Annotated in this window: 23 protein-coding genes; 3 read left to right on the top strand and 20 right to left on the bottom strand. The window is 53.9% G+C overall.

Annotation, left to right across the window (positions count from 1 at the left end; all coding sequences use genetic code 11):
* Nucleotides 1-105: 105 nt before the first annotated feature.
* Nucleotides 106-1437 carry an aminotransferase class I/II-fold pyridoxal phosphate-dependent enzyme gene (locus G5B42_RS04540; RefSeq protein WP_181339265.1) on the top strand — a complete coding sequence of 444 codons (1332 nt, stop codon included), beginning with the start codon at nt 106-108 and terminating at the stop codon, nt 1435-1437.
* Nucleotides 1438-1455: 18 nt separating this feature from the next.
* On the opposite strand, the gene G5B42_RS04535 is transcribed toward G5B42_RS04540, so the two are convergent.
* Entirely contained in the window at nt 1456-2580 is a 1125-nt protein-coding gene (locus tag G5B42_RS04535; RefSeq protein ID WP_181339264.1) for a DUF445 domain-containing protein, read from the bottom strand.
* A gap of 189 nt (nt 2581-2769) precedes the next feature.
* Between G5B42_RS04535 and G5B42_RS04530 the strand changes: the two genes are divergently transcribed.
* Nucleotides 2770-4110 carry an aspartate kinase gene (locus G5B42_RS04530; protein ID WP_181339263.1) on the top strand — a complete coding sequence of 447 codons (1341 nt, stop codon included), beginning with the start codon at nt 2770-2772 and terminating at the stop codon, nt 4108-4110.
* A gap of 94 nt (nt 4111-4204) precedes the next feature.
* Here the strand turns inward: G5B42_RS04530 and G5B42_RS04525 are convergent, their stop codons facing one another.
* From G5B42_RS04525 to G5B42_RS12105, 3 genes are all read right to left on the bottom strand, one after another.
* Nucleotides 4205-5602 carry an asparagine synthase-related protein gene (locus tag G5B42_RS04525; protein WP_181339262.1) on the bottom strand — a complete coding sequence of 466 codons (1398 nt, stop codon included), beginning with the start codon at nt 5600-5602 and terminating at the stop codon, nt 4205-4207.
* A gap of 131 nt (nt 5603-5733) precedes the next feature.
* Nucleotides 5734-7158: a UDP-N-acetylmuramoyl-L-alanine--D-glutamate ligase gene (gene murD, locus G5B42_RS04520; protein ID WP_181339261.1), complete on the bottom strand. Its 1425-nt coding sequence runs from the start codon at nt 7156-7158 to the stop codon at nt 5734-5736.
* A 216-nt stretch (nt 7159-7374) separates the two neighbouring features.
* On the bottom strand, nt 7375-7509 hold the full coding sequence (locus G5B42_RS12105; protein WP_269206159.1) for a hypothetical protein: 135 nt from the start codon (nt 7507-7509) through the stop codon (nt 7375-7377).
* Between the two features lie 239 nt (nt 7510-7748).
* On the opposite strand from G5B42_RS12105, the gene G5B42_RS04515 reads away from it, so the two are divergent.
* Nucleotides 7749-8639 carry a tetratricopeptide repeat protein gene (locus tag G5B42_RS04515; protein WP_181339260.1) on the top strand — a complete coding sequence of 297 codons (891 nt, stop codon included), beginning with the start codon at nt 7749-7751 and terminating at the stop codon, nt 8637-8639.
* Here G5B42_RS04515 and G5B42_RS04510 read toward each other — a convergent pair.
* The 16 genes from G5B42_RS04510 to ispG all read right to left on the bottom strand — a co-directional run bounded on the left by G5B42_RS04510 (nt 8596) and on the right by ispG (nt 26135).
* Entirely contained in the window at nt 8596-10692 is a 2097-nt protein-coding gene (locus G5B42_RS04510) for a thioredoxin domain-containing protein (protein WP_181339259.1), read from the bottom strand. The genes G5B42_RS04515 and G5B42_RS04510 overlap by 44 nt on opposite strands.
* 451 nt (nt 10693-11143) lie before the next feature.
* On the bottom strand, nt 11144-11308 hold the full coding sequence (locus tag G5B42_RS11805) for a hypothetical protein (RefSeq protein ID WP_231133233.1): 165 nt from the start codon (nt 11306-11308) through the stop codon (nt 11144-11146).
* Nucleotides 11309-11363: 55 nt separating this feature from the next.
* Nucleotides 11364-11603, bottom strand: a complete 240-nt coding sequence (gene mtrB / locus G5B42_RS04505; protein ID WP_231133232.1) for a trp RNA-binding attenuation protein MtrB — start codon at nt 11601-11603, stop codon at nt 11364-11366.
* A 22-nt stretch (nt 11604-11625) separates the two neighbouring features.
* Nucleotides 11626-12249, bottom strand: coding sequence for a TrkA C-terminal domain-containing protein (locus tag G5B42_RS12245; RefSeq protein ID WP_181339258.1), 624 nt, complete (start codon nt 12247-12249; stop codon nt 11626-11628).
* A gap of 126 nt (nt 12250-12375) precedes the next feature.
* Entirely contained in the window at nt 12376-13602 is a 1227-nt protein-coding gene (locus G5B42_RS04495) for an NAD(P)-dependent malic enzyme (RefSeq protein WP_181339257.1), read from the bottom strand.
* 28 nt (nt 13603-13630) lie between these two features.
* Nucleotides 13631-14434, bottom strand: coding sequence for a TrmH family RNA methyltransferase (locus tag G5B42_RS04490; protein ID WP_181339256.1), 804 nt, complete (start codon nt 14432-14434; stop codon nt 13631-13633).
* Between the two features lie 56 nt (nt 14435-14490).
* The gene (rplT, locus tag G5B42_RS04485; RefSeq protein WP_181339255.1) at nt 14491-14844 is read right to left on the bottom strand and encodes a 50S ribosomal protein L20; all 354 of its coding nucleotides are present in this window, start codon (nt 14842-14844) and stop codon (nt 14491-14493) included.
* 37 nt (nt 14845-14881) lie between these two features.
* Entirely contained in the window at nt 14882-15079 is a 198-nt protein-coding gene (gene rpmI / locus G5B42_RS04480) for a 50S ribosomal protein L35 (RefSeq protein WP_181339254.1), read from the bottom strand.
* Nucleotides 15080-15115: 36 nt separating this feature from the next.
* Nucleotides 15116-15616 (bottom strand): translation initiation factor IF-3, encoded by a 501-nt coding sequence (infC, locus tag G5B42_RS04475; RefSeq protein ID WP_181339305.1) that lies wholly within the window; start codon nt 15614-15616, stop codon nt 15116-15118.
* Nucleotides 15617-15843: 227 nt separating this feature from the next.
* On the bottom strand, nt 15844-16809 hold the full coding sequence (locus G5B42_RS04470) for an RluA family pseudouridine synthase (RefSeq protein WP_181339253.1): 966 nt from the start codon (nt 16807-16809) through the stop codon (nt 15844-15846).
* Complete coding sequence (locus G5B42_RS04465; protein WP_181339252.1) at nt 16775-17566, bottom strand: prolipoprotein diacylglyceryl transferase; 792 nt, start codon at nt 17564-17566, stop codon at nt 16775-16777. Before G5B42_RS04465 ends, G5B42_RS04470 begins: the two co-directional genes overlap by 35 nt.
* Nucleotides 17567-17599: 33 nt before the next feature.
* Nucleotides 17600-18058, bottom strand: coding sequence for a signal peptidase II (gene lspA / locus G5B42_RS04460; RefSeq protein WP_181339251.1), 459 nt, complete (start codon nt 18056-18058; stop codon nt 17600-17602).
* A gap of 219 nt (nt 18059-18277) precedes the next feature.
* Complete coding sequence (locus G5B42_RS04455) at nt 18278-22543, bottom strand: PolC-type DNA polymerase III (protein ID WP_181339250.1); 4266 nt, start codon at nt 22541-22543, stop codon at nt 18278-18280.
* Nucleotides 22544-22602: 59 nt separating this feature from the next.
* Complete coding sequence (locus G5B42_RS04450) at nt 22603-23250, bottom strand: glycosyltransferase family 2 protein (protein ID WP_331274041.1); 648 nt, start codon at nt 23248-23250, stop codon at nt 22603-22605.
* 39 nt (nt 23251-23289) lie between these two features.
* Nucleotides 23290-25002 carry a proline--tRNA ligase gene (locus tag G5B42_RS04445; RefSeq protein WP_181339249.1) on the bottom strand — a complete coding sequence of 571 codons (1713 nt, stop codon included), beginning with the start codon at nt 25000-25002 and terminating at the stop codon, nt 23290-23292.
* The gene (gene ispG / locus G5B42_RS04440) at nt 24999-26135 is read right to left on the bottom strand and encodes a flavodoxin-dependent (E)-4-hydroxy-3-methylbut-2-enyl-diphosphate synthase (protein WP_331274040.1); all 1137 of its coding nucleotides are present in this window, start codon (nt 26133-26135) and stop codon (nt 24999-25001) included. Before ispG ends, G5B42_RS04445 begins: the two co-directional genes overlap by 4 nt.
* Nucleotides 26136-26168 lie beyond the last annotated feature (33 nt).

The raw sequence follows: 26168 nt of genomic DNA, 5'->3' as shown, positions 1-26168 counted from the left end.
GATATTAATAAGGTATACTTGTATACTTTCGCATCTTTGTTGCTTTTCGATCCCGCCTTACTTATAATTAGAATAATGACGACCACTTTTGCAGGGGGATTTATAATGGCGGATTTTATGACGTTGAATAATGATACCCTACGCCATATCCAAAAACAGTTAACCTTAAAATATGAGGAGTTCAAACGGAAAAATCTGAAACTCAATATGTCCCGTGGCAAACCTTGCCCCGAACAGCTGGATCTCTCCGCCGGCCTGTTGGAAGGTCTGAACGGGAACTACTGGGCCGAAGACGGAACCGACTGCCGGAATTACGGCGGCCTCGAAGGTTTACCGGAAGCCCGGCGCCTTTTTGCCGAATTATTGGAAGTCCAACCGGAGGAGATCATTGTCCATGGCAACTCCAGTTTGGCCCTGATGCACGATCTCGTGGCCCGGGCCCTATTCTTTGGCGTGGACGGACAGCACGCTCCCTGGGGACAACAACCCGTCAAATTCCTTTGCCCGAGTCCTGGTTACGACCGGCATTTTGCCATCTGCCAGTTTTTCAATATCGAAATGATCACCGTCCCGCTGCGGGAAGATGGCCCCGATATGGATTTAGTCGAAGAACTGGTGGCCACGGATGAAACCATCAAAGGAATCTGGTGCGTGCCCAAACATAGCAACCCCACCGGCATCACCTACTCGGACCAGGTGGTAACCCGCCTGGCGCGGATGAAAACGAAAGCCCCGGATTTCCGGATCTTTTGGGACAACGCCTACGCCTGGCATGATTTCACCGCCGATCCGGTTCCTTTAAAAAACATTCTCACCGCCTGTAAAGAAGCCAATCATCCGGACCGGGTCTATATCTTCAGCTCAACCTCGAAGATTACGTATGCCGGAGCCGGACTGGCCATGGTCGCCTCCAGTGTCCAGAACATCAACCGGCTGAAAAAACAGATGGCCATCCAAACAATCGGACCGAACAAACTAAACCAACTGGCCCACGTCCGCTTCTTTAAAAATGCGCAGAATGTTCGGTTGCACATGCAAAAACATGCGGCAATCATCCGCCCCAAATTCGATTTGGTCCTCAATCTTTTACAGACCGAACTGGGCGATAAGAAAATCGCCACCTGGAGCCGCCCGCAAGGCGGGTATTTCATCAGTTTTGACACCATGCCGGGCTGTGCCAAAAAAGTAGTGCAAATGGCGGCCGACGCCGGCGTGGAACTGACCAAAGCCGGGGCGACCTTCCCCTATGGGATTGATCCCACGGACCAAAACATCCGCATTGCCCCCACCTACCCGCCGCTGGCCGAGTTGAAAACAGCAATGGAATTGTTTATCGTCTGTGTCCAGCTGGTTAGCATCGAAAAGATTCTCAGGAGCCGGGAGGTTACGACAGAAGAATATGCCTTTCTCCCCGGCGACGAAGCACAGATTGTTTGAACCAGCTTAAACGCTGGTTTATTTTTTTTCAACCGTACGGAGGTAAACCACCCACAGCACTAAACCGGCCAGTAAAAAAACGGGGCGCAAGAACGGGTAAAGAATGGCCAGTCCCACCAGGAAGCCGAAAATACCGCCGGAAGTCTGGATAAAAACCAGCTCCGCTGAGATGTTGGCGGTTAATAAGTGCTCGAGGGCGGAAGGATCCATCTTTTGCAATTGGGCGCGGATCACTTTTTCCAAATCGATCCCCCGCACCCCTTCGGCTATTAAGTCCGCCACCAGCGGTTCCACCACCTTTTCCCCGGCGACCAACTTGACCGGGATGGTTTCCAGATAAGCCACCAGCCGTGCGGTAAAATAATCGGAACTGGCGGGTAACTGCGCCAGCAAACCTGAAACCTGTTTACGCAGCGATTTTACCCAAAGCTCCTTCGTCCACGCCAGCACCTTCCCACTAAAACTTTCGGTGCTCCACTCCTTGATAAGCTGTTCGAGGTACTGGTCGAGACGTGCTTCGGTCCGCGGGTCGTTGCCGATCCGGGCCAGCAATTCGGCAACGACTTCTTTTAATTCCTGCTGAAACTGGGGGTCCCGGAACACCCCATCCAGCGCCCCGGCAACGGCGGTAGTCAACTTATTGAGGACACCATGCTCGTAAAGGTAATTCCGGATAATCTCCGGGGAAACCATCGCCGACTGGATCCCCGCAGCCAAGTTTAAAATTAGCTCTTCCCGGCGGGCATGGATCAATCCCCACCAAACCGCGTTTTTACGCTGGGGATGAAAAAGCATCTTGATCGCCAGCCAATTGGTCCAATAACCCACCGCCGCCGGTCCGCAGACCGCCACCAGTGGTTGGCTGCAACTTTGCACTTGCGCCCGCACCGTGGGCGGTAAAAAAGGGGCGGACAGGTATTCGAAAAGAAGCCAGCTGCATAAAACAATCCCCGACCAGTACAGGGGATAGTTCAGGAGATTTAAAACCATGGCGATCCGGATCGAAAGCGGCCGTTTTCCCTGCCCCGCGCCCTGGTCTCCAAGGTTTTGCCCGGCCCGCTCCGGAAGCAGCCGGTCTCCCAGATCGGATTTGAGTTTACCTAACCATTTATAGACAAATGATTTTTCAGTGGAATCAGCCATGCCCTTGTCTCCTTTATGGTTAAACTATTAAACCTGGCCGTTGCTTGAACATCGCCGCTCGGTACGCCGGCCCCAATCCCGGCCAAAGTATTAAATATTAGTAAAGAAGAAGGCGTTATATTTTTTACGCCTAATATCTTCTAGAAATTAAGATCCCCATCAGGTCGGATTTTGTAAAGGAGGAAACAGATGGATATCAAAGTTGCAAAATTCGGCGGTTCATCCCTGGCCGATGCCGCCCAGTTCCGCAAGGTACGGGCCATCGTGGAAGCAGATCCCGCGCGTCGGTACGTTGTTCCTTCCGCCCCCGGAAAAAGAGACCAACATGATCAGAAAATTACCGACCTTTTATATAAATGTCATGCGCTCGCCCAAGAAGGGCATTCCTTCGCCGAGGTCTTCGGCCTGATCAAAGGGCGGTTTCTCACCATCTGCGCTGAATTAGGACTATCTCTTGATCTCCGTCCGGATCTGGAGGAGATTGCAGCGCGGATCAAAGCCGGCGCTTCCGCGGATTATGCGGCCAGTCGTGGTGAGTTTCTGAACGGCAAAATCCTCGCCGCCTACTTAGATTTTGCTTTCGTAGATGCGGCTGATGTAATCTTCTTTGACACGGAAGGCCGCTTTGACGCGGAAAAAACCCAATCCGTGCTCAGCCGGGAGCTCGCCCGGTATCCACGGGCGGTCATTCCCGGCTTTTACGGGTCCACCCCTGACGGCCAGGTCCGCACCTTCTCACGGGGTGGGTCGGACATCACCGGCGCCATCGTCGCCCGCGGGGTAAACGCCTCCCTCTACGAGAACTGGACTGACGTCTCCGGTTTTCTCATGGCGGATCCCCGGGTTGTCAAAAACCCGAAACCGATCCGCGAGATCACCTACCGGGAACTACGGGAGTTGGCTTATATGGGCGCTTCGGTTCTCCATGAGGAGGCAATCTTTCCGGTCCGGGAAGCCAAGATTCCGATCAATATCAAAAACACCAACGATCCGGACGCCCCCGGTACCTTGATTGTAAGTGATAACGGGAATTATCGTACCCCCGGCTCGATCACGGGGATTGCCGGGCTAAAAGGGTTCACGATCATCGCCATCGAAAAAACCTTGATGCATTCGGAATTGGGCTTCGGCCGGAAACTGTTGTCGGTCATCGAAGACCATGGGATCTCTTTTGAACACATGCCTTCCGGGATCGACACCATTTCCCTGGTAATCGCCGATTCCCAACTCAACAATAATAAATTGGACAAAGTGCTGGGGGATATTGAACGGGTCTGCCAACCCGATTCCATTGAGGTTTTCCAAGATATCGCGCTCATTGCCACGGTCGGTCTGGGTATGGCTTACACGCCCGGAATCGCCGCCAAACTCTTTACCGCCCTCGCCGAAGGCGGGATCAACGTCCGGATGATCGACCAGGGTTCCAGTGAGATCAACATCATTGTCGGCATTGAAAACAAGGATTTCGAAGAAGCAATGCGCCGGATTTATTATGCCTTTGTCCCCCCGGAACCGGATTCCCCATGTTGACCTGAAAAAAGAAAACCCCTTTCGGGTGACGGCGCGATTAGAACAGCCGTCGCCCCCAAAAGGAGCACGCAAAAGTCAGGGGTTTTCTTGTCTTTTAGGACGCCGGCGCACAGGGAGCTCCCTTCGTCCGCCCAACAAAAGACAAATCCGTAAGCGTCCCGAAGTGTTCCTTAAAAATACGGTAATAGAACAGCTCTTCTTTGGTGTTTAGATAAGAACCATCCGGCAAACGCCGTTCCCTTCGAAAATCGACATCACTGATTTGGGTTTCAACGCGGGCCGCGATCCGGTCCCCTATCCCGGTCCCCTTCCAAAATTTCACCTTCGGCCGCCAGAGGACATCATCAGGGAGTAAGTCCTCCACCGCTTTTCTTAATATCCATTTTTCCACCGGTTCTTCACCGGCCCCTTGGTACAATTTGTACTCAACCGGAATCCGCACCGCCAGTTTCACCACCGGTGGCGCAAGGAAACCTACGTAAGCGTCGGTTCCGTAGGCAGCGGCGGAGCGGTCAACCCGTTGTAAAGCCGTATTATGAAGCCGTTTGATGCTCTCAATTAACTCACCGTTCAGGAGTTCCGGCGGCAATTCTTTGTAGTAATCATAACCGGCAAACAGCTCGTCCCCGCCTTCTCCGGAAAAAGCGGCCGGGACATAATCGGAGACCATTTTGGTTACTAAATAATGGGTAACCGCGGAACGGATAAGCAGCGCATCAAAGGACTCTAAATGGTAGATCACATCGGGTAAAACTCTCCATATATCTTCAATCGTATAGACCGCCTCGTGGTGAATGGAGCCGATATGTTTCGCGACCTCTCTAGCGTACTCCAGATCGGATGCCCCCTCCAGTCCGCAAGCAAAGGTGTGTAACCGGTCCACCCGCCGGCGGGCTAACGCTGATAAAGTACTTGAATCAAGACCACCGGAAAGGAGCGAACCCACCTCGGTTTGGCCTTTAATATAATCAGCAACCGCTTGCTCCAATGCCTTCCGCAAACGGCGCGCGGCTTCCTCTTTCGGTAACGGCCAGGTCTCAACTGGTTTTAACCCAAAAAATCGTTGGAAACCTTCACCGGAGACATATTTGTGGCCGGGCGGAAACTCCCGGACTTTCTGAACGATCCCCACCAAAGCTTTTACCTCTGAAGCAAAGACCAAAATCCCATCGACTTCACCATAATAAAGCGGAGAAATACCGAGCCCGTCCCGGACAAGTAAAACTTTCCCGTCCTTTAAGGCGGCTAACGCTAATGGGGTATCGGTCTCCACGCGGTTCAAATTGCGAGAGAAACGTCCATCCCAGACTGCGCTGCACCGGGGTCGATCCAGGAAAGGAGGCTTCGTTCCCTTACGGTAAACTACCCCCAGGACACCCCCGTTTTTTGCGATCACTTTTTGACCGCCCGGTCCGCGGTGGCGAATCTTCGCCAACATCTTTTCTACCAGTTCACATTCGCCAGTTCGACAGACTCCTACAATACCAGCCATTTCATCCTCCTTAAAAAACACTCTCCTCGGCTTGTTCTCCGGCTCCCCTCAACTCTGCTCTGACTTTTATTCTTTTTTATTTTCATGATCCGCTTGTGGTTTTCCTCTTTCAATTGCTAAATCTCCTCTTCTTATTTGGCCGCCAAGGCCAGTACGGCCTGTTTAAAAAGGTCGCCCCGCTCTTTGTAGTTTTTAAACAAATCAAAACTGGCGCAGGCGGGCGAGAGCAAAACCACATCGCCCGGTTGGGCGATTTCTTTTGTCACCGCCATAATCGACGCCATATCGTTGCCGCCTTCCGCCAGGAACGGAACTTTTCCTTTCTCCGTCCCCACCCTGATGATAAGCTCCTTCAAAACCGGCGCCATCTTCCCGATTAACACGACCGCCTTCACGGAACCGGCGATAATCTCCTCCGCCAAAGGCCGGTAGTCGGCCCCTTTATCAACACCGCCGGCAATCAAGACGATTGGTTCCTTAAACGCCCGCAGGGCAACGATGGTCGGTTCCGGCGCGGTGGCAAAGGAGTCATCAAAGTATTGGACCCCCTCAACGGTCGCCACGTACTCCAGCCGGTGCTCGAGACCATTATAGGTGCTGATGGCCTCCACAATACTGTCCCGGTCCGCCCCCGCTTGCGCGGCCGCCAACGCCGCCGCCGCAATATTTAAGAGGTTGTGCTCGCCCCGGAGTCTAATCCGGTCGCTCCCGATCAGCTCCTCCGGTTTTCCGTCCAGGTTCCAAAAGATCTTATATTGGCCGCCCGGCGCCTGCTCATACCAGGCCCCCAGCGCCTGGGCGCGGCTTCCGTATAAAAGAAGCTTACCCGGGACCAATTCCTGCAGGCCCCGGCTGGTCGGATCGTCATGATTGAGAATCGTGACCCCGGAAGCATCCTGGTGCCGGAAAAGATTGGTTTTGGCCTGCACATATGCTTCCCGCGAGCGATGGTAGTTGGGATTGTACGGATCCGCCGCCGTTAAGTGATCTTCGGTAATATTCGTCACAACGGCAATCGGCACACTTTCTTCCATATCCTCCAACTGAAAACTGGAGAGTTCCAAAACAACCACATCGTCCGGAGAGAGATGTGGCAAAAACGAAAAAGGCGCAATCCCGATATTTCCTCCCAAAAAGGATTGGGCACCGCGCCGCCGCTGACTGGCCGCCAACATCCGGTGGATCAGCGCCGAAGTGGTTCCTTTCCCTTTGGTTCCGGTTACCCCCACAATCGGACAGGGACACAAAGAAACGAAAAGCCGGATCGCGCTGGTTATCTCCACCCCCTGACGCTTGGCGGCCACCAGCTCCGGTTGGAATAAAGGCAATCCGGGTGAACGGTACAGGACCTGAAAGTCTTCCAGCCTTTCCAAATAGGACGGGCCAAGCCGGAAATCAACCCCCAACTTCTGTAAGGTCGTATAACGTTCCCCCAGTTGCTCCGGGGTACGCCGGTCACAGACCGTAACATGTTCACCCTTCTGCAACAAATATTCGGTTAAGGCCAGGTTTTCAATGCCCAGGCCTAACACGGCCACCTTTTTTTTCAACTTCACCACTATCCACTCCCTGCAACACCCGGAATAACATATGATGTTTTAAGCAACTACGCGGCGCCGATGAATGGTTAATGTCGACAACCACCTAGTCGACGGAGAGGGTCGTTTTCAACGAAGACAACCATCTTAACATAGGTGAGCAACCACTTTCTATCTTATTATATATAAACCAATTTTGACAAGGAAAAGTCAAAAACACCCCGCGCCTTTTCCTTAGTTTTCGGCCTTGTCTTCCTTCTCCTTCTGTATCTTTTGCCACCATAAACGGGCGGCCCAGGCCAGGATTGCCACCAGCGTTATCTTATGCAAATACCAGAAGAAAAGGTCGCAATAAAAAAGCAGTTTCATCCTTCCCACTCCCGTTCCTTCTCTTGTTTCTTGGGATTTTTTAGTGTAACCACTTTTTTCCGGAATCATACTTGCGAAAGGATCCTTTTGGCAACCGGGAGTGTACTGCCCCTTTTATTGAAGAAAATGGTTCCCTCCGGTATAATAGTATAGTACTATGCGGCCTCCCCACCAAAACCAGGTCCCCCTTTAAAAGGGGATGCAATACATAAAATCACAAGTTTAAGCGAGGGATCGAAATGTACAAACGTTTATGGGAAGAAAACATCCAATGGTTGCTTGTCGGCTGGTGCTTATTGGCCCTGTTTCTCCGGCCCGGTTGGCTCCCCTTCGGCCTCGGCGTCGCCGTTTGGGCGATCCTTCTTTACGTTACCGCTCCTGGCAAGTTCTGGAGCTTGGTTGCCCTGGCGAATATTGACCGGAACAAACTCGAAGCCCATTTGCGAAAAGCCGTTTCTTTCCAACCGGCGAGCCCAAACCCCTACATTAGTTTAGCTTTGGTTACCGCATACAAAAAAAACTGGGCGGAAGCGATTTCCCTGCTGGAAACGGCCGCCCAAAAACCCGGTAAACGGCTCGCACCCAAGATCAGAAATGTCCTGGCCGTATGCTACCGCGAGACGGGGAAACTTGACCAGGCGCAAACCATCATTAATGACTTGTTGAAAGAAGGTTATGCCGACGGAAAAGTCTATTATAACCTGGCTTATATCAATTATAAAGCAGGCCGCCCGCAAGAAGCGCTCCAAGCCGCCGAAAAGGCCCGCTCCTTCAATCTAAGCGATCCCGACCCCGTCCTCTTAACCGCCAAAATCTACTTTGAACAAGGCGATTACGCCGCCGCCAAAGATAATTACGATTGGTGTATAAAGCATCTCTCCTGGCCGGTCGAGTCCTACTACTGGTTAGGCCGTTGTGAGTTGGAACTCGGCCTCATTACGCAAGCCCGCGACCACCTGGCTACCGCCGTGGAGAGGATCACTTCCGATCCGGAACTCTCCGATGTCCCGCCGGAGGAGGCCCAAAAGTGGCTTGACGAGGCGAACCGCCTCCTCGCCGCCGACAAGTCAGTAGATCCGGAGAACCTTACCCTTGAACCAACTCCTGAAACCGACCCCAATCAGTCGTAGGCATACTGCACTGGTAGTTCCGGCAAACATAAGCCGTGGTCTTCCCGTCCAGCGCCGTCAGTTCCTTGGTAAAAGGAGCAAGACTGGCCAGTACCGGTTCCTCTTCCGCCGCCGGACGAAAGAGACCAATGGTCCGCGGCAGGTAAGTGGTTTGCACCAAAGCCAACATCCGTTCGGTCATCTCCTCGCCCCTTCGCCCGACAATGACGATCTCCCGTCCGGGCCCAAAGGCAAAATCCAAAGCGGAAAGAAAGTGGGTGTAATTGACCGGCGCCCGCCCAACCCGGTCGCCAAAAAACCCACTGCTTCTTTCCGCTTCTTGCTGCCAGGACGGATCACCGGTGATCCGGGCCAGTTTCAGCAGGTTGGCGAGCATGACCGAGTTGCCGGAAGGAATGGCGCCGTCATACAATTCTTTCTGGCGCACCAATACTAGTTCCGCATCGGTTGCGGTTTGAAAATAGCCGCCGCGGGCCGGATCGAGGAAATTACGCTGCAGAACCGTAGTTAACGCCAAAGCCTCCGCCAAATAGTTCGCTTTAAAGGTTGCCGCATAAAGCTCCAATAAACCCCAGATTAAAAAGGCATAATCCTCAAGAAAACCGTGAATCCCCGCTTCTCCCCGGTAATAACGGTGCCATAAGCCACCGTCGGGCGTGCGCATCGCCGTAAGGAGAAAACGCGCCGTCTCTTCCGCCGTATGGATCCATTCTTTTTTTTGGAGTACTTGTCCCCCCTTGGCCAACGCCACCAGGAGCAACCCGTTCCAGTCGGTGAGAATTTTCTCATCTTTAAAGGGGGGAACACGCTGCTGACGGTAGGCCAAGAGTCTTGCCTTCGCGGAGACGAAAAGCTCCTCCGCCCGCGCCGGGTCAACTTCCAAGCGCCGGGCGACCGCAGGCAACTCCGCCGTAATGTAAAGCAGATTGGCCCCGTCCGGCAGCTCCGGGCTGCGGCAATTCCCGGCCGGTTCCAGGTTAAAATAGGCGGTCACCAGCCGTGCCTCCTCCGGATTCAACACCTGGTGCACTTCCGGCCAGGACCATAAATAAAACTTCCCCTCCACCCCTTCACTGTCGGCGTCTTCCGCGCTGTAAAACCCGCCGCTTTCATCCCGCATCACCGTCACGAGGTAGGTATAGATCTCTTCGGCGGTCTGCCGGAACAAACTGTTACCCGTGACCTGATAAGCTTCCAAATAGGCCAAAAGGAGCATCGCTTGATCGTACAGCATCTTTTCAAAATGGGGAACAAACCATCGTTCATCGGTGGAGTAACGGTGAAAACCACCCCCAAGGTGATCATAGATCCCCCCATAACGCATCGCCGTCAAAGTGCGCTCGACCATGGTCAAGGCTTTTGCTTCCCCGGTCCGTTGCCAATAACGGAGTAAAAAAAGGAGATGATGGGGGGTCGGAAACTTCGGGGCAAAACCAAAACCGCCGTTTATTTCATCGTAAAGCTGGGCCAATTGGACAAATCCCCGGTCCAGAACCTCCGGTTGCAATTGTCCACCCGTCCCCGCTGCCTCCGCCTCCTCCTGAAGCAGGTCCAGGTTGTGCGCGGCCATGGCAAGCAGTTCTTCCCGGCGGGTCCGCCAAAGCTCTTGTATCTTCTTGGCCAGCTCCAACAGGCCGATCCGCCCGAAGCTGCTTTTTTTGGGAAAGTACGTTCCGGCAAAGAAGGGCTTTTGGTCGGGGGTCATAATAATGGTCAAAGGCCAGCCGCCGTTCCCTGTCATCGCCTGGCAAACCGCCATATAGATCCCGTCCAGGTCGGGCCGTTCCTCCCGGTCAACTTTAACGGGGACAAAGACTTCATTGAGCACCGTGGCCACCTCCGGATCGGCGAACGACTCCCGTTCCATCACATGGCACCAGTGACAGGTCGAGTAACCGATACTAAGAAAGATTGGTTTGTCCGCCGCCTTGGCGGCCGCAAAGGCCTCTTCACCCCAGGGATACCAATCAACGGGGTTGGTGGCATGTTGTCGCAAGTAAGGCGATTTTTCCTTGGCTAAACGATTCTGCTTTTTACCGGTTATTGGAACCATCCTTTCTAACTGCCCCTTGTTTGTACTTTTTTAACGTTCCTGCACCCCGGTAAACTGGGGGGTCCTGCGCCTTCCCTCTTATCATCCCTTCAATCCGGTTTCTCTATTATTTATCATCCGGCGCCTAGCCCGGCTAAAATGAAAAATAAAAACCAGGTAAGATTGGATCTCCCTGGTCAGTAATGAGCTTGTTGTTCACTTGGCTTTGCCTTTTGCCTTTATATCCTTTCGGTCGCCAGCGTGAACTCCCAACATCCACCTTTAGGAAAAACCCAAAATCAATAAGATCAAAATCAAGAAAAGAATGAAGGGAGAGATGTTCAAACCGGCAAACTTCAGATTCATCTTGGACCTCCTCCCGCTTCGAGGATTTTCAACACTCACCGGTATGACAAGAAAAAGATGAGACCGGGGAGGCCCGTTCCCCCCGGTTCGGTCATTACATTAAAAGTCAGTAGCCAACACTACCCAGAATAAGTAAAATAAGGATCAGGAAAATCAAAAAAGGCAAATAACTGTAGCTTTTTCCATAAGAACCAGTGGTCATTAAAACTCCTCCCTCATCTTGTTTACTACCATTATATGAAACCACACGGAAGAGGGAAATCGCCGCCACTGGTTTTTTTCGTCCACCACCGGTTTGTGCCGAAAGCCCGCCCGTAAGGAAAACCCTAGCGTCCCGCCACCATCGGACCGTGTTTCGTTAAAATCTCTGCCTTCCCGCGAATCTTGATTGCCGATGTATGCTGAGTAAACTGGAAGATCATCACTTCACCCTGGTCCAGTTTTTCCGTATGGTGAAATTTGGTCTCTTTCCCCCGCGTCAGTCCGATAATCGTTACGCCGTCTTCCAAGGCCTTTACCATAATAAAATCGCCTAATACTTCTCCCATGCTTAGATCGGTCTGCATAAGCCATTCCTCCCATCATAGACTACTCCGCATCCGGTCCCAAACCGCCCAATGGTACTGCCGGTAAAGTCGCTGTTTTCCCAAAGACCAGTAAGCGGTCGTCGGCCAAGAGCACCTCGGGTCCTTTGGGGAAAATAATCACCTTTCCCGCACGGGTGATTGACAAAACCAACAATTCCTTGCGCCGCAGATCCAATTCGGCCAAGGTCGTACCCACCCACTCCCGGACGGGACCGGAAGGTCTGAGGACAATCTCATAGACACCGTAACCATCAGTTAATGGGTAGACACACTTTATCTCGCCGGTTCGACTGCAGAGCGTAGCCAGCTGGTAAAGGGCGAAAGCCCCCGCCCCCAGAAGCAACAGGAGCAAAATCAGCTCTCCCCACCAGGTTACCCAAAAAATCCGCAGTAAAAGCACCAAGCAAAGCAGTTCGCCGGCCTTGACCAGAAAGGCGGTCTTTATTATCTGCCGGTTTTGACACCCGGTAAAACTTGCCGTAACCGGGTAATCACGGAAGAAAAGACGGTAAACGAAGGCCGCCGCCCCGGCTGTCCCCTGCTCCTGACATAATCTTTTAAAATGATCATAAGCACCACTTGTCCATAGGAGAACAAGAAGGTAGAAAAGAACAGCGTTTTTCACCAGTAAACCCTCCCCTTTCGCCGCTCGGTTTTTTCCGAACGCCTGGACCAAAGTTCTTTATAAACTATGACCCAAGAGAAGGGTTTATGTCATTTTTTCCCGGACCACCTCAAGCCGGAGCAGGAGCTACCAGGCACCGAATTGTTCCTGGAGAGAAGTGCGCAATTGTTCGTGATTAATCGGCGCCGCCGCCATCCCGGCTTTCAGCGCTTCGCTGCCGACGGCCCAGGCGACTGCCGGGACCACCCGGCGGTCAAAGGGATTGGGGATAATGTAATCGGCGGTCAGCTCGGCAGGCTTTACCAAGTCGGCGATGGCCTCTGCCGCGGCCAACATCATCTCCTCCGTCACTTTCGTCGCCCGAACCGCCAACAGACCACGGAAGATCCCGGGGAAACCAAGGAGATTATTGATCTGATTGGGATAATCGGACCGTCCGGTCCCCACCACCGCCGCACCACTTTGTTTTGCCTTCTCCGGACTGATCTCCGGATCCGGATTGGCCATGGCAAAAATCACCGGTTGCGGGGCCATGCGCTCAACCATCGCCCCTGAAACCAGATTGGCGGCGGAAACCCCGATAAAAACATCCGCCCCGCGCAAGGCCGTTGCCAAATCGCCCGTTTCTCCCCGGCTGTTGGTCAAGCGGGCGAGGGCTTCCTGGTAAGGGTTCAACCCGGCCATTCCCGGCGCGAGAATTCCCTGGCGGTCACAGAGGAGCAGCCGGCGGGCGCCGGCCCGGTACAGGAGACGCGCAATCGCGGAGCCCGCCGCGCCGATCCCATTGATCACAATCTTCACTTGGGACAGCTCCTTACCAACAACCCGCAGGGCGTTACGCAGGGCGGCCAAACAAACCACGGCGGTTCCATGCTGGTCATCGTGGAAAACCGGAATGGAGAGCCGGGCCTGCAAGGCCTCTTCGATGGCAAAACACCGGGGGGCCGCGATATCCTCCAGATTAATCCCGGCGAAGTTCGGTGCCAAGCGGACAACAGTCTCCACGATCTCCTCCACTTTGGTCGTGGCGAGTGCCAGCGGAATGGCGTCCAAACCGGCAAAGCGTTTAAAAAGAATGGCTTTCCCTTCCATCACCGGCAGCGCCGCTTCGGGGCCGATGTCACCCAGGCCGAGCACGGCGGTCCCGTCGGTAACCACGGCCACCGTATTCCCTTTATTCGTGTAAGTATAGACCAAACTCGCATCCTGCTGGATCGCCCGGCAAGGCGCCGCCACCCCCGGCGAATAGGCCAAACTCAAATCGGCCGGACTGTTAATCTCCACTTTACTCCGGATCTCGATTTTTCCTTGCTTTTCTTTATGTAATCGTAACGCTTCCGCGTCATTTCCCATCTTTTCTCCTCCCGTTGCCATTACACTTTCAGCCAGTACCGGTCAGACGCTGACGTAACGCTTCGTAAATTAAGATTGCCGCCGAAACCGAAACATTCAACGATTCCGCCCCGCCCGGCACCGGGATGCGCACCCCCTCGACCACCCAGTCCGGCTCGATTGTTGTCCAATCGAAACCATGAGCTTCATTGCCAAGCAAGAAGATGGTGGGTCCGGTTAAATCCTGTTCAAAATAGAGTTTATCCCCCCGGGGATCGCCGGCCCAAACTTTAACCCCGTTGGTACAAGCCCACTCCAGGATGGACGCCAGGGGGCGAAAGTAAAGGTTAAGGTGAAAAATCCCGCCCTGACTGGACCGGACCACTTTTCCCCCATAGGGATCAACCGTTCCCGGTGTCAGAAAAAGGTTGGCCAGCCCGGCCGCCCAAGCCGTCCGTATAATCGTCCCCAGATTCCCAGGGTCCTGGAGCTGATGGAGGACCAAAGCGCAAAAATCCTTCCCGACCGCCGGAAACCCCTCTGTTTCCGGTGGTTGTTCCACCACCGCCAGCACATCCTGAGGAGTTTCGGTCTCCGTTAAGACCGGAAAAAGGCGGGCGGAAACCTGAGTTACAGAAACCCCTTTTGCTTGGATCAATTCCCCCAAGGCGCCGGGACAAATCGTCCCTTCCTTCACCAGTACGTTCCGCACCTTGAAAGAGGAACGCAAAGCTTCCTCCAACAGATGCGGTCCTTCCGCCAAAAAAAGGCGGTGTTTTTTGCGTCCGTTCCTTCTTTGCAAGGAAATAACAGTCTTTATGAGCGGATTGTCGCGACTGGTCAATACAGTCACTAATGTGCCCCCTCGCTTGAAATGAAAAAACGGCCGATGGCCGTTTTGTCATTGGTCTACTGTTGCTGTTTAGCTACGGAAACAAGTTTCTCAAACGCCGCACCGTCGTTCACGGCCAGATCCGCCAGAACCTTGCGGTTAATCTGGACACCGGCCTTCCTCAAACCGTTGATAAACATACTGTAAGACATACCGTTCATCCGGGCGGCCGCATTGATCCGGGCAATCCAAAGTCGTCTGAAATCCCGCTTCTTGTTCCGCCGGTCACGGTACGCATAGCTCAAAGACTTGAGGACTTGCGGATTAGCCACCCGAAAGAGGCGACCTTTAGTCCCGCGATACCCTTTCGCCAATTTCAAAATTTTTTTATGACGTCGACGTGTGGTCGTACCACGTTTTACCCGTGCCAAAGCTATTCCTCCTATCTATTCGCCATCAAGTCGTTAATTATTGTAATCCTAACATCCGTTTGACCCGTTTGGCATCAGCCGCCGATACTAAGCCGGCTTTCCGCAAATTGCGTTTGCGGTCGGGCGATTTCTTTTCCAAGATATGACTGTGAAATGCTTTGTTCTTTTTGATCTTTCCCGTCCCGGTCAGCTTAAACCGTTTTGCTGCCCCACGATGGGTTTTCATCTTTGGCATGTGCTTCTCTCCTTGTCATATTATTCCATATTTTTATTATTCCTGTTTGGCGGCAAGAACCATGATCATGTTTCTTCCTTCCACCTTTGGCTCCCGTTCCAAGGTAGCCTTTTCGCGAACGGCCTCGTAAAGCTGCAAAAGGAGTTTTTTCCCCAGGTCGGCGTGGACAATCTCTCTGCCCCGGAATCTGACGCAAACCTTAACTTTGTCGCCACTCTCCAAAAACTTCAACGCGTGTTTTACCTTCACTTGAAAATCATGCGTTTCAATCTTTGGCGTCAACCTGATTTCCTTAATATCGACTACTTTCTGGCGCTTTCGGGCCTCCCTCTCCCGCCTGCTCTGCTCATAACGGTACTTACCGTAATCCATGATTTTGCAGACGGGCGGTTTAGCGGTAGGAGCCACCTCCACCAAATCCAAGTCTTTCTCCCGGGCGAGCCGCAAAGCTTCTTTTATGGGGAGAATTCCCAGCTGTTCCCCATCGGCGCTTACCACCCTTACCTCTTTCACCCGGATCGCCTCATTTACGCGCAGCTCATTATTAATCGGCCGCCACCTCCTGTTTTTGATGAATGAATAAGTAAAGCATAAATATAAGCGAGTAACCTCTACTCGCTTAATGACAGTGCCACCGGCCGCAAGGTTTTCCTTTGCTCACCGATGTTTATCTTTCGTGTCACCAACAACCCAAGCTGGTTAACAACCGCTGGGTGAGAAGCAGAGGCTTCTACTTAATGCTATTTTTCAAAAGAAGTATACCACTAATCTGAAAATGGGTCAAGTATGATCCCGTTTTTTTTCGGGCCCCAACGCGCACAGCAATAACGAATGGCGGCTTCCAGATCGGCCGGGAGGGGGGCCGCGACCTTTATCTCCTGACCGGTCCGGGGATGAATGAACCTAATTCCGGCCGCATGGAGCGCCTGACCGCCGATGGCAAAGGGTTCCTTCCCCTTCCCGTAAACCGGATCGCCCGCTACCGGATGGCCGATATGGTGAAAATGAACCCGGATCTGGTGGGTTCGTCCGGTATGGAGCCGGACCCGCACCAAAGTATAAGGGCCAAAGGCGGCCAACACCCGGTAAGAAGTGTGGGCGGGCTTACCCTGCGGCACCACCGCCATCTTTTTCCGGTGCACCGGATGGCGGCCAATCGGCGCGTTGATCTCCCCCTCCACCGCCGGCAAAGCACCATGCACTAATGCCAGGTAAATCCGGCTCATTTGCCTGGTCTTTAACTGAGCAGCCAAACCCAGATGGGTAAAGTCGTTTTTCGCCACCACCAACACACCGGTCGTATCCTTGTCCAAGCGGTGCACAATGCCGGGGCGCAGCACCCCCCCGATCCCGGACAGATCCCGGCAGTGTTTAAGCAGGGCATTAACCAGAGTACCCCGGGGATTACCCGCTGCCGGGTGGACAACCATGCCCCGGGGTTTATTCACCACGATTAAATCCCCGTCTTCGTAGAGGATCATCAGCGGCAGATCTTCCGCCTCCACCGTCAGCGGCTTGGGTTCCTCCAGTTCTACTTCGATCACGTCCCCCGGCTGCAGGCGGTAACTGGGCTTGACCGGTAAGGATTCCAGCTTAACCTTCCCGTTTTTCAGCAGCTTTTGCGCAAAAGCCCGCGAAGGAATCTGCTCGACCTGAGCCAGAAAGGTATCAACCCGGATTCCTTCCTCCTCCGGACTAATTGTGAAGCGGAGAAGAGGCACGACGCTCATCCCCTGCCTGTTTTTTTAGTCGCCCGAACAAGTAAGACAGGACAACCAGGCCAATGGCCAAGGAAAAGACCTGCGTGGTCCGGAGCCAGCCGAAGGCCAGAATCTGGCTGTCCCGAAAAACTTCCACCACAGTCCGGGCTAAACAATAAAGACCAACGTAAAGGCCAAAAATGAATCCGTCAAAATACCGGCCCCTGCCCTGCTGGACGCGGCGGTCAAAAACAACCAGCACCGCAAAGATCAGCACATTGGCCAGGATTTCGTAAAGCTGGGTCGGGTGCCGCAAGGTCGGATCATCAGCGGCACATGGTAAAGCCCACGGCAGATTGGACGCAACCCCATAGCAACAGCCACTGAGCAAACAACCGATACGCCCCAGACTATGGCCTAACGGGATATAGAGCGCGATCAGATCGGCCAGCCGCCAGGTGGCAATCTGCGCCCGTTTCGTATACCAAACCCCGACCAGCACGCCACCGATGACCGCCCCGAAAAAGGAACCGGTAAAACCGGAAAAGATCGCCGCCGGATTGTATAGATAGGTCCGAAATTCATAAAGCACATTCACCAGTTTGGCAAAGATTAAACCACCAATGATCACATAAAACGCCAAATCGGTGATCTGGTCAAAAGTGGCGATTCCTCTTTTTTGTGCCTTCGCCCCGACCCACAAAAGACCACAGAGTAAAGTGAGGGCCACCATGAAGCCATAAGAATAAATGTTAAACCGGCCGAAAGAGAACAAGACAGGAAACATTTTGCCATCCTCCCACTAACTCAAAAATACCCCTCATCTTTCGTCTTGAAGGTGCATGACACTAAAAAAGATAATTAAAGCACCAATAAAGATCGCCGTGTCGGCCAGGTTGAAAAGGGGGAAATTATCCAGCGGCCAAAAATCGAGATCAACAAAGTCAATGACCTGACCGCCATTACCGAGCCGGTCGATTAAATTGCCCGCCGCCCCACCCAAACATAAAGCCAGGCCCAACCGGAAAGGAGAAGGGTACTGCGCAATCTCCCGCCGCAACAGAAAGACGAGGAAAAAAAGGACCAGCGGCATCAGCGTCAAGAAAAAGGTGCGGTGCGACAAGATCCCGAATGCGGCCCCCGGGTTATTGATCCGGGTAAAGGAAAGGACCCCGGGAATAACCGTTACGGTTTGGTGCAGAGCCAACGCGCGTTGCACCAGCCCCTTGGTCAGTTGATCCACACCGACTATTATGACAAAAAGCACATAATAAAACAAGCTGCATCCTCCACCAATTGTTCCTTTAATTAAACCACAAATTATGGCATTAAACAATTCCTTTTGAACGTTCCACCTTATGTTGCCTCTACCAACCTTTATTTCCCCAAGGTTAAATGGTGTTCTCCGCTGCCTTAAATTTGTTGGCATTGTATTCTTAGCGAAGCGTGGGTTGCAAGCAAGTCAAGCGACATGGAATTGCGCGCCGCATCCAACGCCCTAAAAAAGGGTCAACTGGTTCGTGGCGGGCAACCCCTTCAGACACCCTTGGCGCGACAACACTTCGATCACGGCCGAGGACAACCGGGCCCGTGTTTTGAGATCCTCCACCGAATAGAATTCGCCCTCGGCGCGGGCTTCCACCAAAGTGCGCGCCGCCGCCTCGCCCAAACCCTGAATCGTCGTCAGCGGCATCAACAAGCCTCGGGGTGTGATTAAAAAACGGGTCGCATCGGATCGGTACAGATCAACCGGGAGAAAGCGGATGCCCCGGAGCATTGCCTCGTGCGCCACTTCCAAGGTGGCATACAGTCCCTTCTCTTTGGCGGTCATCTCGTTCCCTTTGGCCTTCAATTCTTTCATCTTTGCTTTCAACTGCTCCGGCCCGCCCAGGACCAACTCGGCATCAAAATCATTGCTGCGGATGGTGAAAAAAGTCGCATAAAAGGCCTCCGGGTAGTGGACTTTAAAATAAGCGATGCGGAACCCCATCATCACATAGGCGACGGCATGGGCCTTTGGGAAAAGGTACCGGATCTTTAAACAAGAGTCAATATACCACTGGGGGACATCATACTCCTTCATCAACTGGATATCTTCCGCATCCAAACCGCGCCCTTTCCGTACTTTTTCCATAATCGTAAAGGCGGCCTTCGGTGGCAAGCCCCGGTAGATTAGATCGGTCATAATCTTATCCCGGGTGGAAATAACCTCCAACAAAGTGGCTTGCTTGTTTTTGATCAATTCCTGGGCATTCCCCAACCACACGTTGGTACCATGGGAGAGACCGGAGATATAGACCAGCTCGGCAAAGGTCTGCGGTTTGGTCTCTTCCAACATCTGCCGGGCAAACTCCGTACCAAACTCGGGAATCCCCAGGGTGCCCAGGTCAAACCCGAGATCTTCCGGGGTAACCCCCAAGGGTGCCGCCGAGGAGAAAAGTTTCAGTGTTTCCGGGTCATCCAAAGGCACCTTCTTCGGATCGACCCCGGTCAAATCCTGGAGCATCCGGATGACGGTCGGATCATCATGGCCGAGAATATCCAGTTTGACGAGGCGTCCCTCCAAAGCCCCGTGGTAGTCAAAATGGGTGGTGATCCATTCGGCCGAACGGTCGTTGGCCGGATACTGAACAGGGGTAAAGTCATAAATCTCTTGCCCTTCCGGAACAACGATCATCCCGCCCGGATGTTGCCCGCTGGAACGCCGCACCCCCGTACACCCTTGGACCAAACGGTCAATCTCGGCCTGCCTTAATTTCAGTCCTTTCTCTTCGATATAACCACGGACAAAGCCGAACGCCGTCTTCTCGGCCAACCCGGTGATCGTTCCCGCCCGGAAGACATTGCCTTTGCCGAACAACTCCTCCGTAAACCGGAGAACCACCGGCTGGTATTCACCGGAGAAATTAAGGTCAATATCGGGCTCTTTATCCCCTTCAAATCCCATAAAGGTCGCAAACGGAATATCCTGACCATCCTTGAGCAGCACCGCGCCACACCGCGGGCAAACTTTATCCGGAAGGTCAAAACCCGAGCCGATGGCGCCGGTCGCCATAAATTCGGTATAATAACACTCGGCGCAACGGTAGTGGGCCGGCAGGGGATTAACTTCCGTAATCCCGCACATGGTGGCCACAAAGGACGACCCGACCGAACCCCGGGAGCCCACCAGATAACCGTCGTCCAACGACTTTTTCACCAGTTTGGCCGCGATCAGATACAGGACGGCGTATCCGTGGCCGATGATACTTTTCAGTTCCAACTCAAGACGATCCACCACCACCGACGGGAGAGGCGAACCGTATAGCTCCTCCGCGCGGCGGTAAGCCATGGTACGGATCTCCTCGTCCGCCCCGGGAATATGCGGGGGGTAGAATTGATCGGGAATCGGTTTGACCTCGCCGATCCACGCCGCAACTTGTTTCGGCGCTTCAATCACCACCTGGCGGGCCAGTTCTTCACCTAAATACGCAAATTCGGCCAGCATTTCTTCGGTCGTCCGCAAGTATAAGGGGGGCTGCTGGTCGGCATCCTCGTACCCCTGCCCGGCAAGTAAAATGCGGCGGAAGATGGCGTCCTGGGGACGGAGGAAGTGTACATCACCGGTGGCGACCACCGGTTTGTTCAATTCTGCTCCCAACCGGCAAATCTTCTCATTCAAGGCCATCAATTGCTCGCGGCTGAGCCGTCCCTCGCGGACTAAGAATTCATTGTTCGCCAAAGGCTGAATCTCCAAATAGTCATAGAAGGCGGCAATTTCCCGCACCTTACTCTCATCGACCCCGTTGAGCAAAGCGGTAAAAAGCTCCCCGGCTTCACAGGCCGAACCCACAATGAGCCCTTCCCGGTACCTGTTTAAAAGGGAACGGGGAATCCGGGGGTGGCGGTGGAAATGTTCCACATGGGATGCCGAAACCAACCGGTATAAATTACGCAACCCCGTTTGGTTTTGGGCCAAAAGAACAATATGATAGGGGTGTAAATTCTCCACCTTTTGCTCGTACGTCAAAGTGTTCAGATCCACCCAGCGCGTCAAGGATTGTTCCTTACAAAGGGCCAGCGCTTTCTCGAGGATCTGCCAAGCGGTGAGGGCATCATCCCCCGCCCGGTGGTGTTGCTCCTGAATAATGCCAAGTTCTTTCGCCAACATATCCAGACGGTGGCTCTTCAGGTGCGGCCAGAGCGCCCGGCTGAGCGCCAGCGTATCGGCGACGGGCGGGTTAAACTCTACTTGTAAATGTTTTTTGAGCTTTGCCCGGAGAAAACTGTAGTCAAATTGGGCGTTGTGGGCAACAAAAACCGCATCCCCCACAAAGGTCATGAACTCGGTCAATACTTCCCCGGGCGGCGGGGCGTCTTTCACCATCTCCTCGGTTATCCCGGTCAACTGCTCAATTTTATAGGGAACCGGCCGGGTCGGGCGGACCAGTCGGGTAAAGGTCTCGGTCACCACCCCGTTGACAATCTTAACCGCCCCGATCTCCAAAAGCTCGTTCCATTCCGGATTGAAACCGGTGGTTTCGATATCAACCACCACGATTGGCCGCTCATGAAAAGCGCAGGCGGGAGCACTGGTGACGATCGGTTCCTGGTCATTGACCAGGTAGCCTTCTATGCCATAGATAATCTTGATCCCATATTTCTTGCCCAAACGGGCCGCCTCGGGAAAAGCATAAACCACCCCGTGGTCGGTAATGGCCAGGGCTTCATGGCCCCAGTCGGCGGCCATCTTGATCGCCTTCTCCAGTTCGACGATACTGTCCATCGCCGACATCTTTGTGTGCAAGTGCAACTCAATCCGTTTCTCGGCGGCATCATCCGTTATTTTGGGACTCGGCACCTGCTGGATACTGTTGGCCATCAAAACAGTTTCTTTGGCATACTCATCATATTGCAAATCACCTTTAACCCGTAACCACATCCCTTTCTCGATTGCGGGCGCAGTTTCCTGTTTGGGTGGGACAAAGGCCTTGACCGAGATGGAATCGGAATAATCGGTCAGGTCAAAAAGAAGCAAGTTACGGCCGGATTTCATGGTCCGGACTTCCGTCTTTAAAACTTCCCCTTCAATCACAACCGTTTCCATCTCGGCGGTCACGGTGTTAATTGGGACCGGCTCTTCTTTAATCTTCCGCCCCAAGAGCACCGCATTGGTCTGTGGCGCCTCCGGCACGGTCTTCGTTTCCACGACCGGGATGCTCGGTTCGTAAAAATATTCGGGCGGGGCGGGCGGTTCCAAAGGTTCTTCTTCAATTTCATAATTGAGCTTGAAACCCTTACCATCAAGCGGCGGTAAGCAGGCCAGCAGTTGTTTTTCCCGCGCCCGGATGTAATCCACCGCTAAAGACGAATTGACCCGGAGGGTAAGACGGTTGGTGGTCCGGTCCAATGACAGGGGCGGTGAAGCGAGCCAGGCAAATACCGATGGAAAACGCTCTTTCAACACTGCGCTCAGGGTTTCCTCTGTGACCGTTGGCGCAGAGGCGGGCTGGGCGTTGGCGGCCGCCGGGAGCAGCTCCACTTTGCACTTGGCATTGAGTAATCCGGAAAACTGCGCCGCCAAACGCTCTTGGATCTCCTGATTCCAACCGCCGTTCGCCTTTAGGCGTAAAACGACCTCTCGCGTTTCACAGTCGACAATGATCTGTTCAATCTCGGTCTCCGCCAAACTCTGCGTTTCAGGAAAGAAAAGGGAGATCTGATCAATCCCCCTTAGCTCCGCTAAAGTCTTTGCCTTCGGTACAATCCGATACTCTTTTGCCATCATGACCTCCGCCGGTTTTTGTTGCAAAGCAAATTACCAAAAGCTTCTTTATTACTGCATCATTGCAGTTTAACCGTGACCAAAGCACGGAGAATCTGCCAGTACATCCGCATCCGCGCGGCAACCCCCCGCGCCAGTCCCAGCTTCTCCTCCTTGAGCACCTGGCTCAGGTGCGGAAGATCAACCCAGACCACTTTATACCGGTTAACCTGGGCCAAACGGTTCATAACCACTTCAAATCCGTATCCGCTCTGGGCCAACTCGGGATGGGCGACCAACAACTCCCGCCGGATCGCCCGCTGCCCGTTAAGTTTTGGTGCCATATGTTGTGAAAGATCGGTGGCCAGCCGTCCTCCGCTAAAACAACCGATCGTCATCATCGCTTCCTGGGTAAAGATGGGCTCAAGCAGGGTTTTCACATGCTGGGCGGTTAACCCGATCAGGTCGGCGTCGAGGAGGAGGATAACTTCGGCCGTGGTCGCCGCGACTCCCGCCATCACCGCCGCCCCTTTTCCTTTGTTCTTTGGTAATTCAATCACCTGGGCCCCCATCTTTCTGGCCACCGCGGCAGTTTGGTCCGTTGACCCGTCGCTCACCACGATCACCTGAGATAATTCGGAACAGCCCCGGAGCGGCGCCAAGACCCGGCCGATATTTTTCGCCTCGTTATAGGCGGGAATAACGGCAGCAACCTCCAACCTAATCACCCCGGCTTTCCTGATAATAACTGGATTAAGTTTCGGACGCTAAGCACCGACCGGATCATGCTCTTTGATATAGGCTAATACCCGTGCCGTGATCTCCGCCAAAGGCCAACGGAAATCTTCTCCCGTCATCCGGACCTTCACTTCCACTTCGCCCTGGGCCAAACTCTTCGGTCCAACCGTCAGGCGCAGGGGAATGCCGATCAAATCCGCATCCTTAAACTTAACCCCCGGCCGCTCGTCACGATCGTCATAAAGTACTTCCACACCGGCGGCGGTAAGTTCCCGGTAGATCTGTTCCGCCGCGGCTTTCTGTTCCTCGCCCAGGGCCAAAATAATCACCTGGAAGGGAGCAATCGGCAGCGGCCACTTGATCCCGTTTTCATCGTTATTCTGCTCAATCGCCGCGGCCATAATGCGGCTGATCCCGATCCCATAACAGCCCATGATAAAGGGTTTTTCCACGCCATCCTCATCGCGGAAGGTCGCGTTTAACGCACTGCTGTACTTGGTCCCCAGTTTAAAGATGTGTCCGACTTCCACCCCTCTGGTCTCCTGAAGCGGCTGCCCGCAATGGACGCAAGCGTCACCCGCTTTCGCCAGTCGGAGATCGGCGAAGGTATCCACGGTAAAATCCCGCTCCAGGTTAACATGGCGGAGATGAAAGTCTTGCTCGTTCGCACCACAAATTGCGTTCTTCATCGTCTGAATTCTGAGGTCGGCGAAGACTTTAACCCCTTTTTCCTTAAGGCCGACCGGTCCGACGTAGCCGACCGGTAATCCAAGTTTTTCGGCGATCTCTTCCGGTGCGGCCAACCAATAAGGCTGATTCAACAAATTCCCCAGTTTAATTTCGTTAAGATCATCATCACCCCGGACGAGAACCGCAATGAACTCGGACTCGGTTTTATAAAAGAGGGTTTTGATTAGTTTTTCGGGAGCCACCTTGAGGAAGGCCGTCACTTCCGCCACCGTCGCCTGGTTGGGCGTGGCCACCTTTTCAACCGCCAGCAGCGGTTCGGCCGCCGTTTCCGGCAAAGCGGCCGTGGCTTTTTCATCATTCGCCGCATAATTGCAGCCTTCACAGTAAAGGATCACTGCTTCGCCCGCCGGAGCCAGCACCATAAATTCATGGCTCACCTCACCGCCAATGGCCCCCGAATCGGCTTCCACCGCCCGGAACTTTAGACCGCAGCGGGTAAAGATCCTTGTGTAGGCCTCATACATCGCCTCGTAGCTCCGGTTTAACCCTTCCTCATCCCGGTCGAAAGAATAGAGGTCTTTCATGATAAACTCCCGGGCCCGCATCACTCCGAAACGCGGCCGGATCTCGTCCCGGTATTTGTTCTGAATCTGGTAAATACGCAAGGGCAGGTCGCGGTAGGAACGGACCTCGTTCTTGAGCAGAGTGGTGATCATCTCTTCATGGGTGGGTCCCAGGCAGAAATCCCGTCCGTGGCGGTCTTGCAAACGGAACATCTCATCACCATAGACGTCCCACCGGCCCGTCTGGTGCCAAATCTCAGCCGGCTGAACAATCGGGAGCAAAACTTGCATCCCGCCCGCCCGGTCCATCTCTTCCTCAACAATGCGGATGATCTTTTTCAGTACCCGTTGGGCCAAGGGTAAAAAGCTGTAGATCCCCGCCGCAGCTTTCCGGATCATCCCGGCCCGCAGCATCAACTTGTGACTGTCCAGTTCCGCTTCGGAAGGGACCTCCCGCAGGGTTGGAATATAGTACTGGCTGTATCTCATGATTTACCTCCTTCTTCTTCCTCTAGTTCCTCCAGCCGGAAATCGGCCTGATTAAACTTTAGATTAACACCATATTTTTCCCGGATCAACCGGGCCAGCTCCTCGGCAAAGGCCGGAAGTAGCCGGGGTTGTTTCTCCTTGCGAAGGATTTCGCCGTTCCGGAAGATCAATCCTGCTTCTTTTCCACCGGCGATCCCGAGATCCGCCCGGGCGGCTTCGCCGGGGCCGTTCACCACACACCCCATCACCGCCAAATGCAACGGGTAAGGCAGATCCTGAACCAGTTCCTCTACGCCCTCAACCAATTCTTCCAAGCCGATCTGACAGCGTCCGCAGGTCGGACAGGCCACGACCACCGGACCGTGTTCCCGTAAATGGAGAGCTTTTAGGATCTCATAAGCCGCGGTCACTTCATGCCGCGGATCCCCGGTCAGCGACACCCGGATTGTATCGCCGATCCCCTGTTGCAGCAAGATCCCCAGCCCGACCGCGGACTTGATCGTGCCCCGCCACCTGATGCCCGCTTCGGTGATGCCTAAATGGAGGGGAAAATCCCACCGCTTGGCAAAGGCCTTATTAACCTCAATGGTCTCCACCACATCCGATGATTTCAACGAGACTACAATCTGATCAAAGCCGTCCGCCGTAACCAGGGCCAATTGGTCCTCCACACTCGCCAGCATCGCCTGGATCACATCCCCTTTATAGCGCGTCAAATAATCCCGGTGCAGCGAACCGGCGTTAGCCCCGATCCGCAAGGCCACGCCATTGGCTTTGGCGGCCCGGACCACGGTCCTTACCCGGTCGGCCCCGCCAATATTCCCCGGGTTCAGGCGAATCTTGGCCACCCCGGCGTCGATCGCCGCCAACGCCAGGCGGTAATCGAAATGGATATCGGCGACCACGGGGAGTTTTGAGTACCGGACGATCTCCTTGAGCTTGGCCGCGGCTTCCTGGTCCGGAACGGCAACACGGATCAATTCGCAACCGGCCGCGGCCAACGCCTCGATCTGCCCAAGGGTAGCCGCCACCGCCCGCGTGTCGGTGTTGGTCATCGACTGGACCACAATTGGTGCCCCGCCACCGATTACCAGGTTCCCAACCCGGACCGGCCGGGTCTGCTTTCTTTCCATCATGATTTCCCCATTTCTGCCATGTTTGTCAAA

This window comes from Capillibacterium thermochitinicola (assembly GCF_013664685.1).
GTDB classification, from domain to species: Bacteria; Bacillota; UBA4882; order UBA10575; family UBA10575; genus Capillibacterium; species Capillibacterium thermochitinicola.
This window is presented reverse-complemented; position numbering and strand designations above follow the sequence as displayed.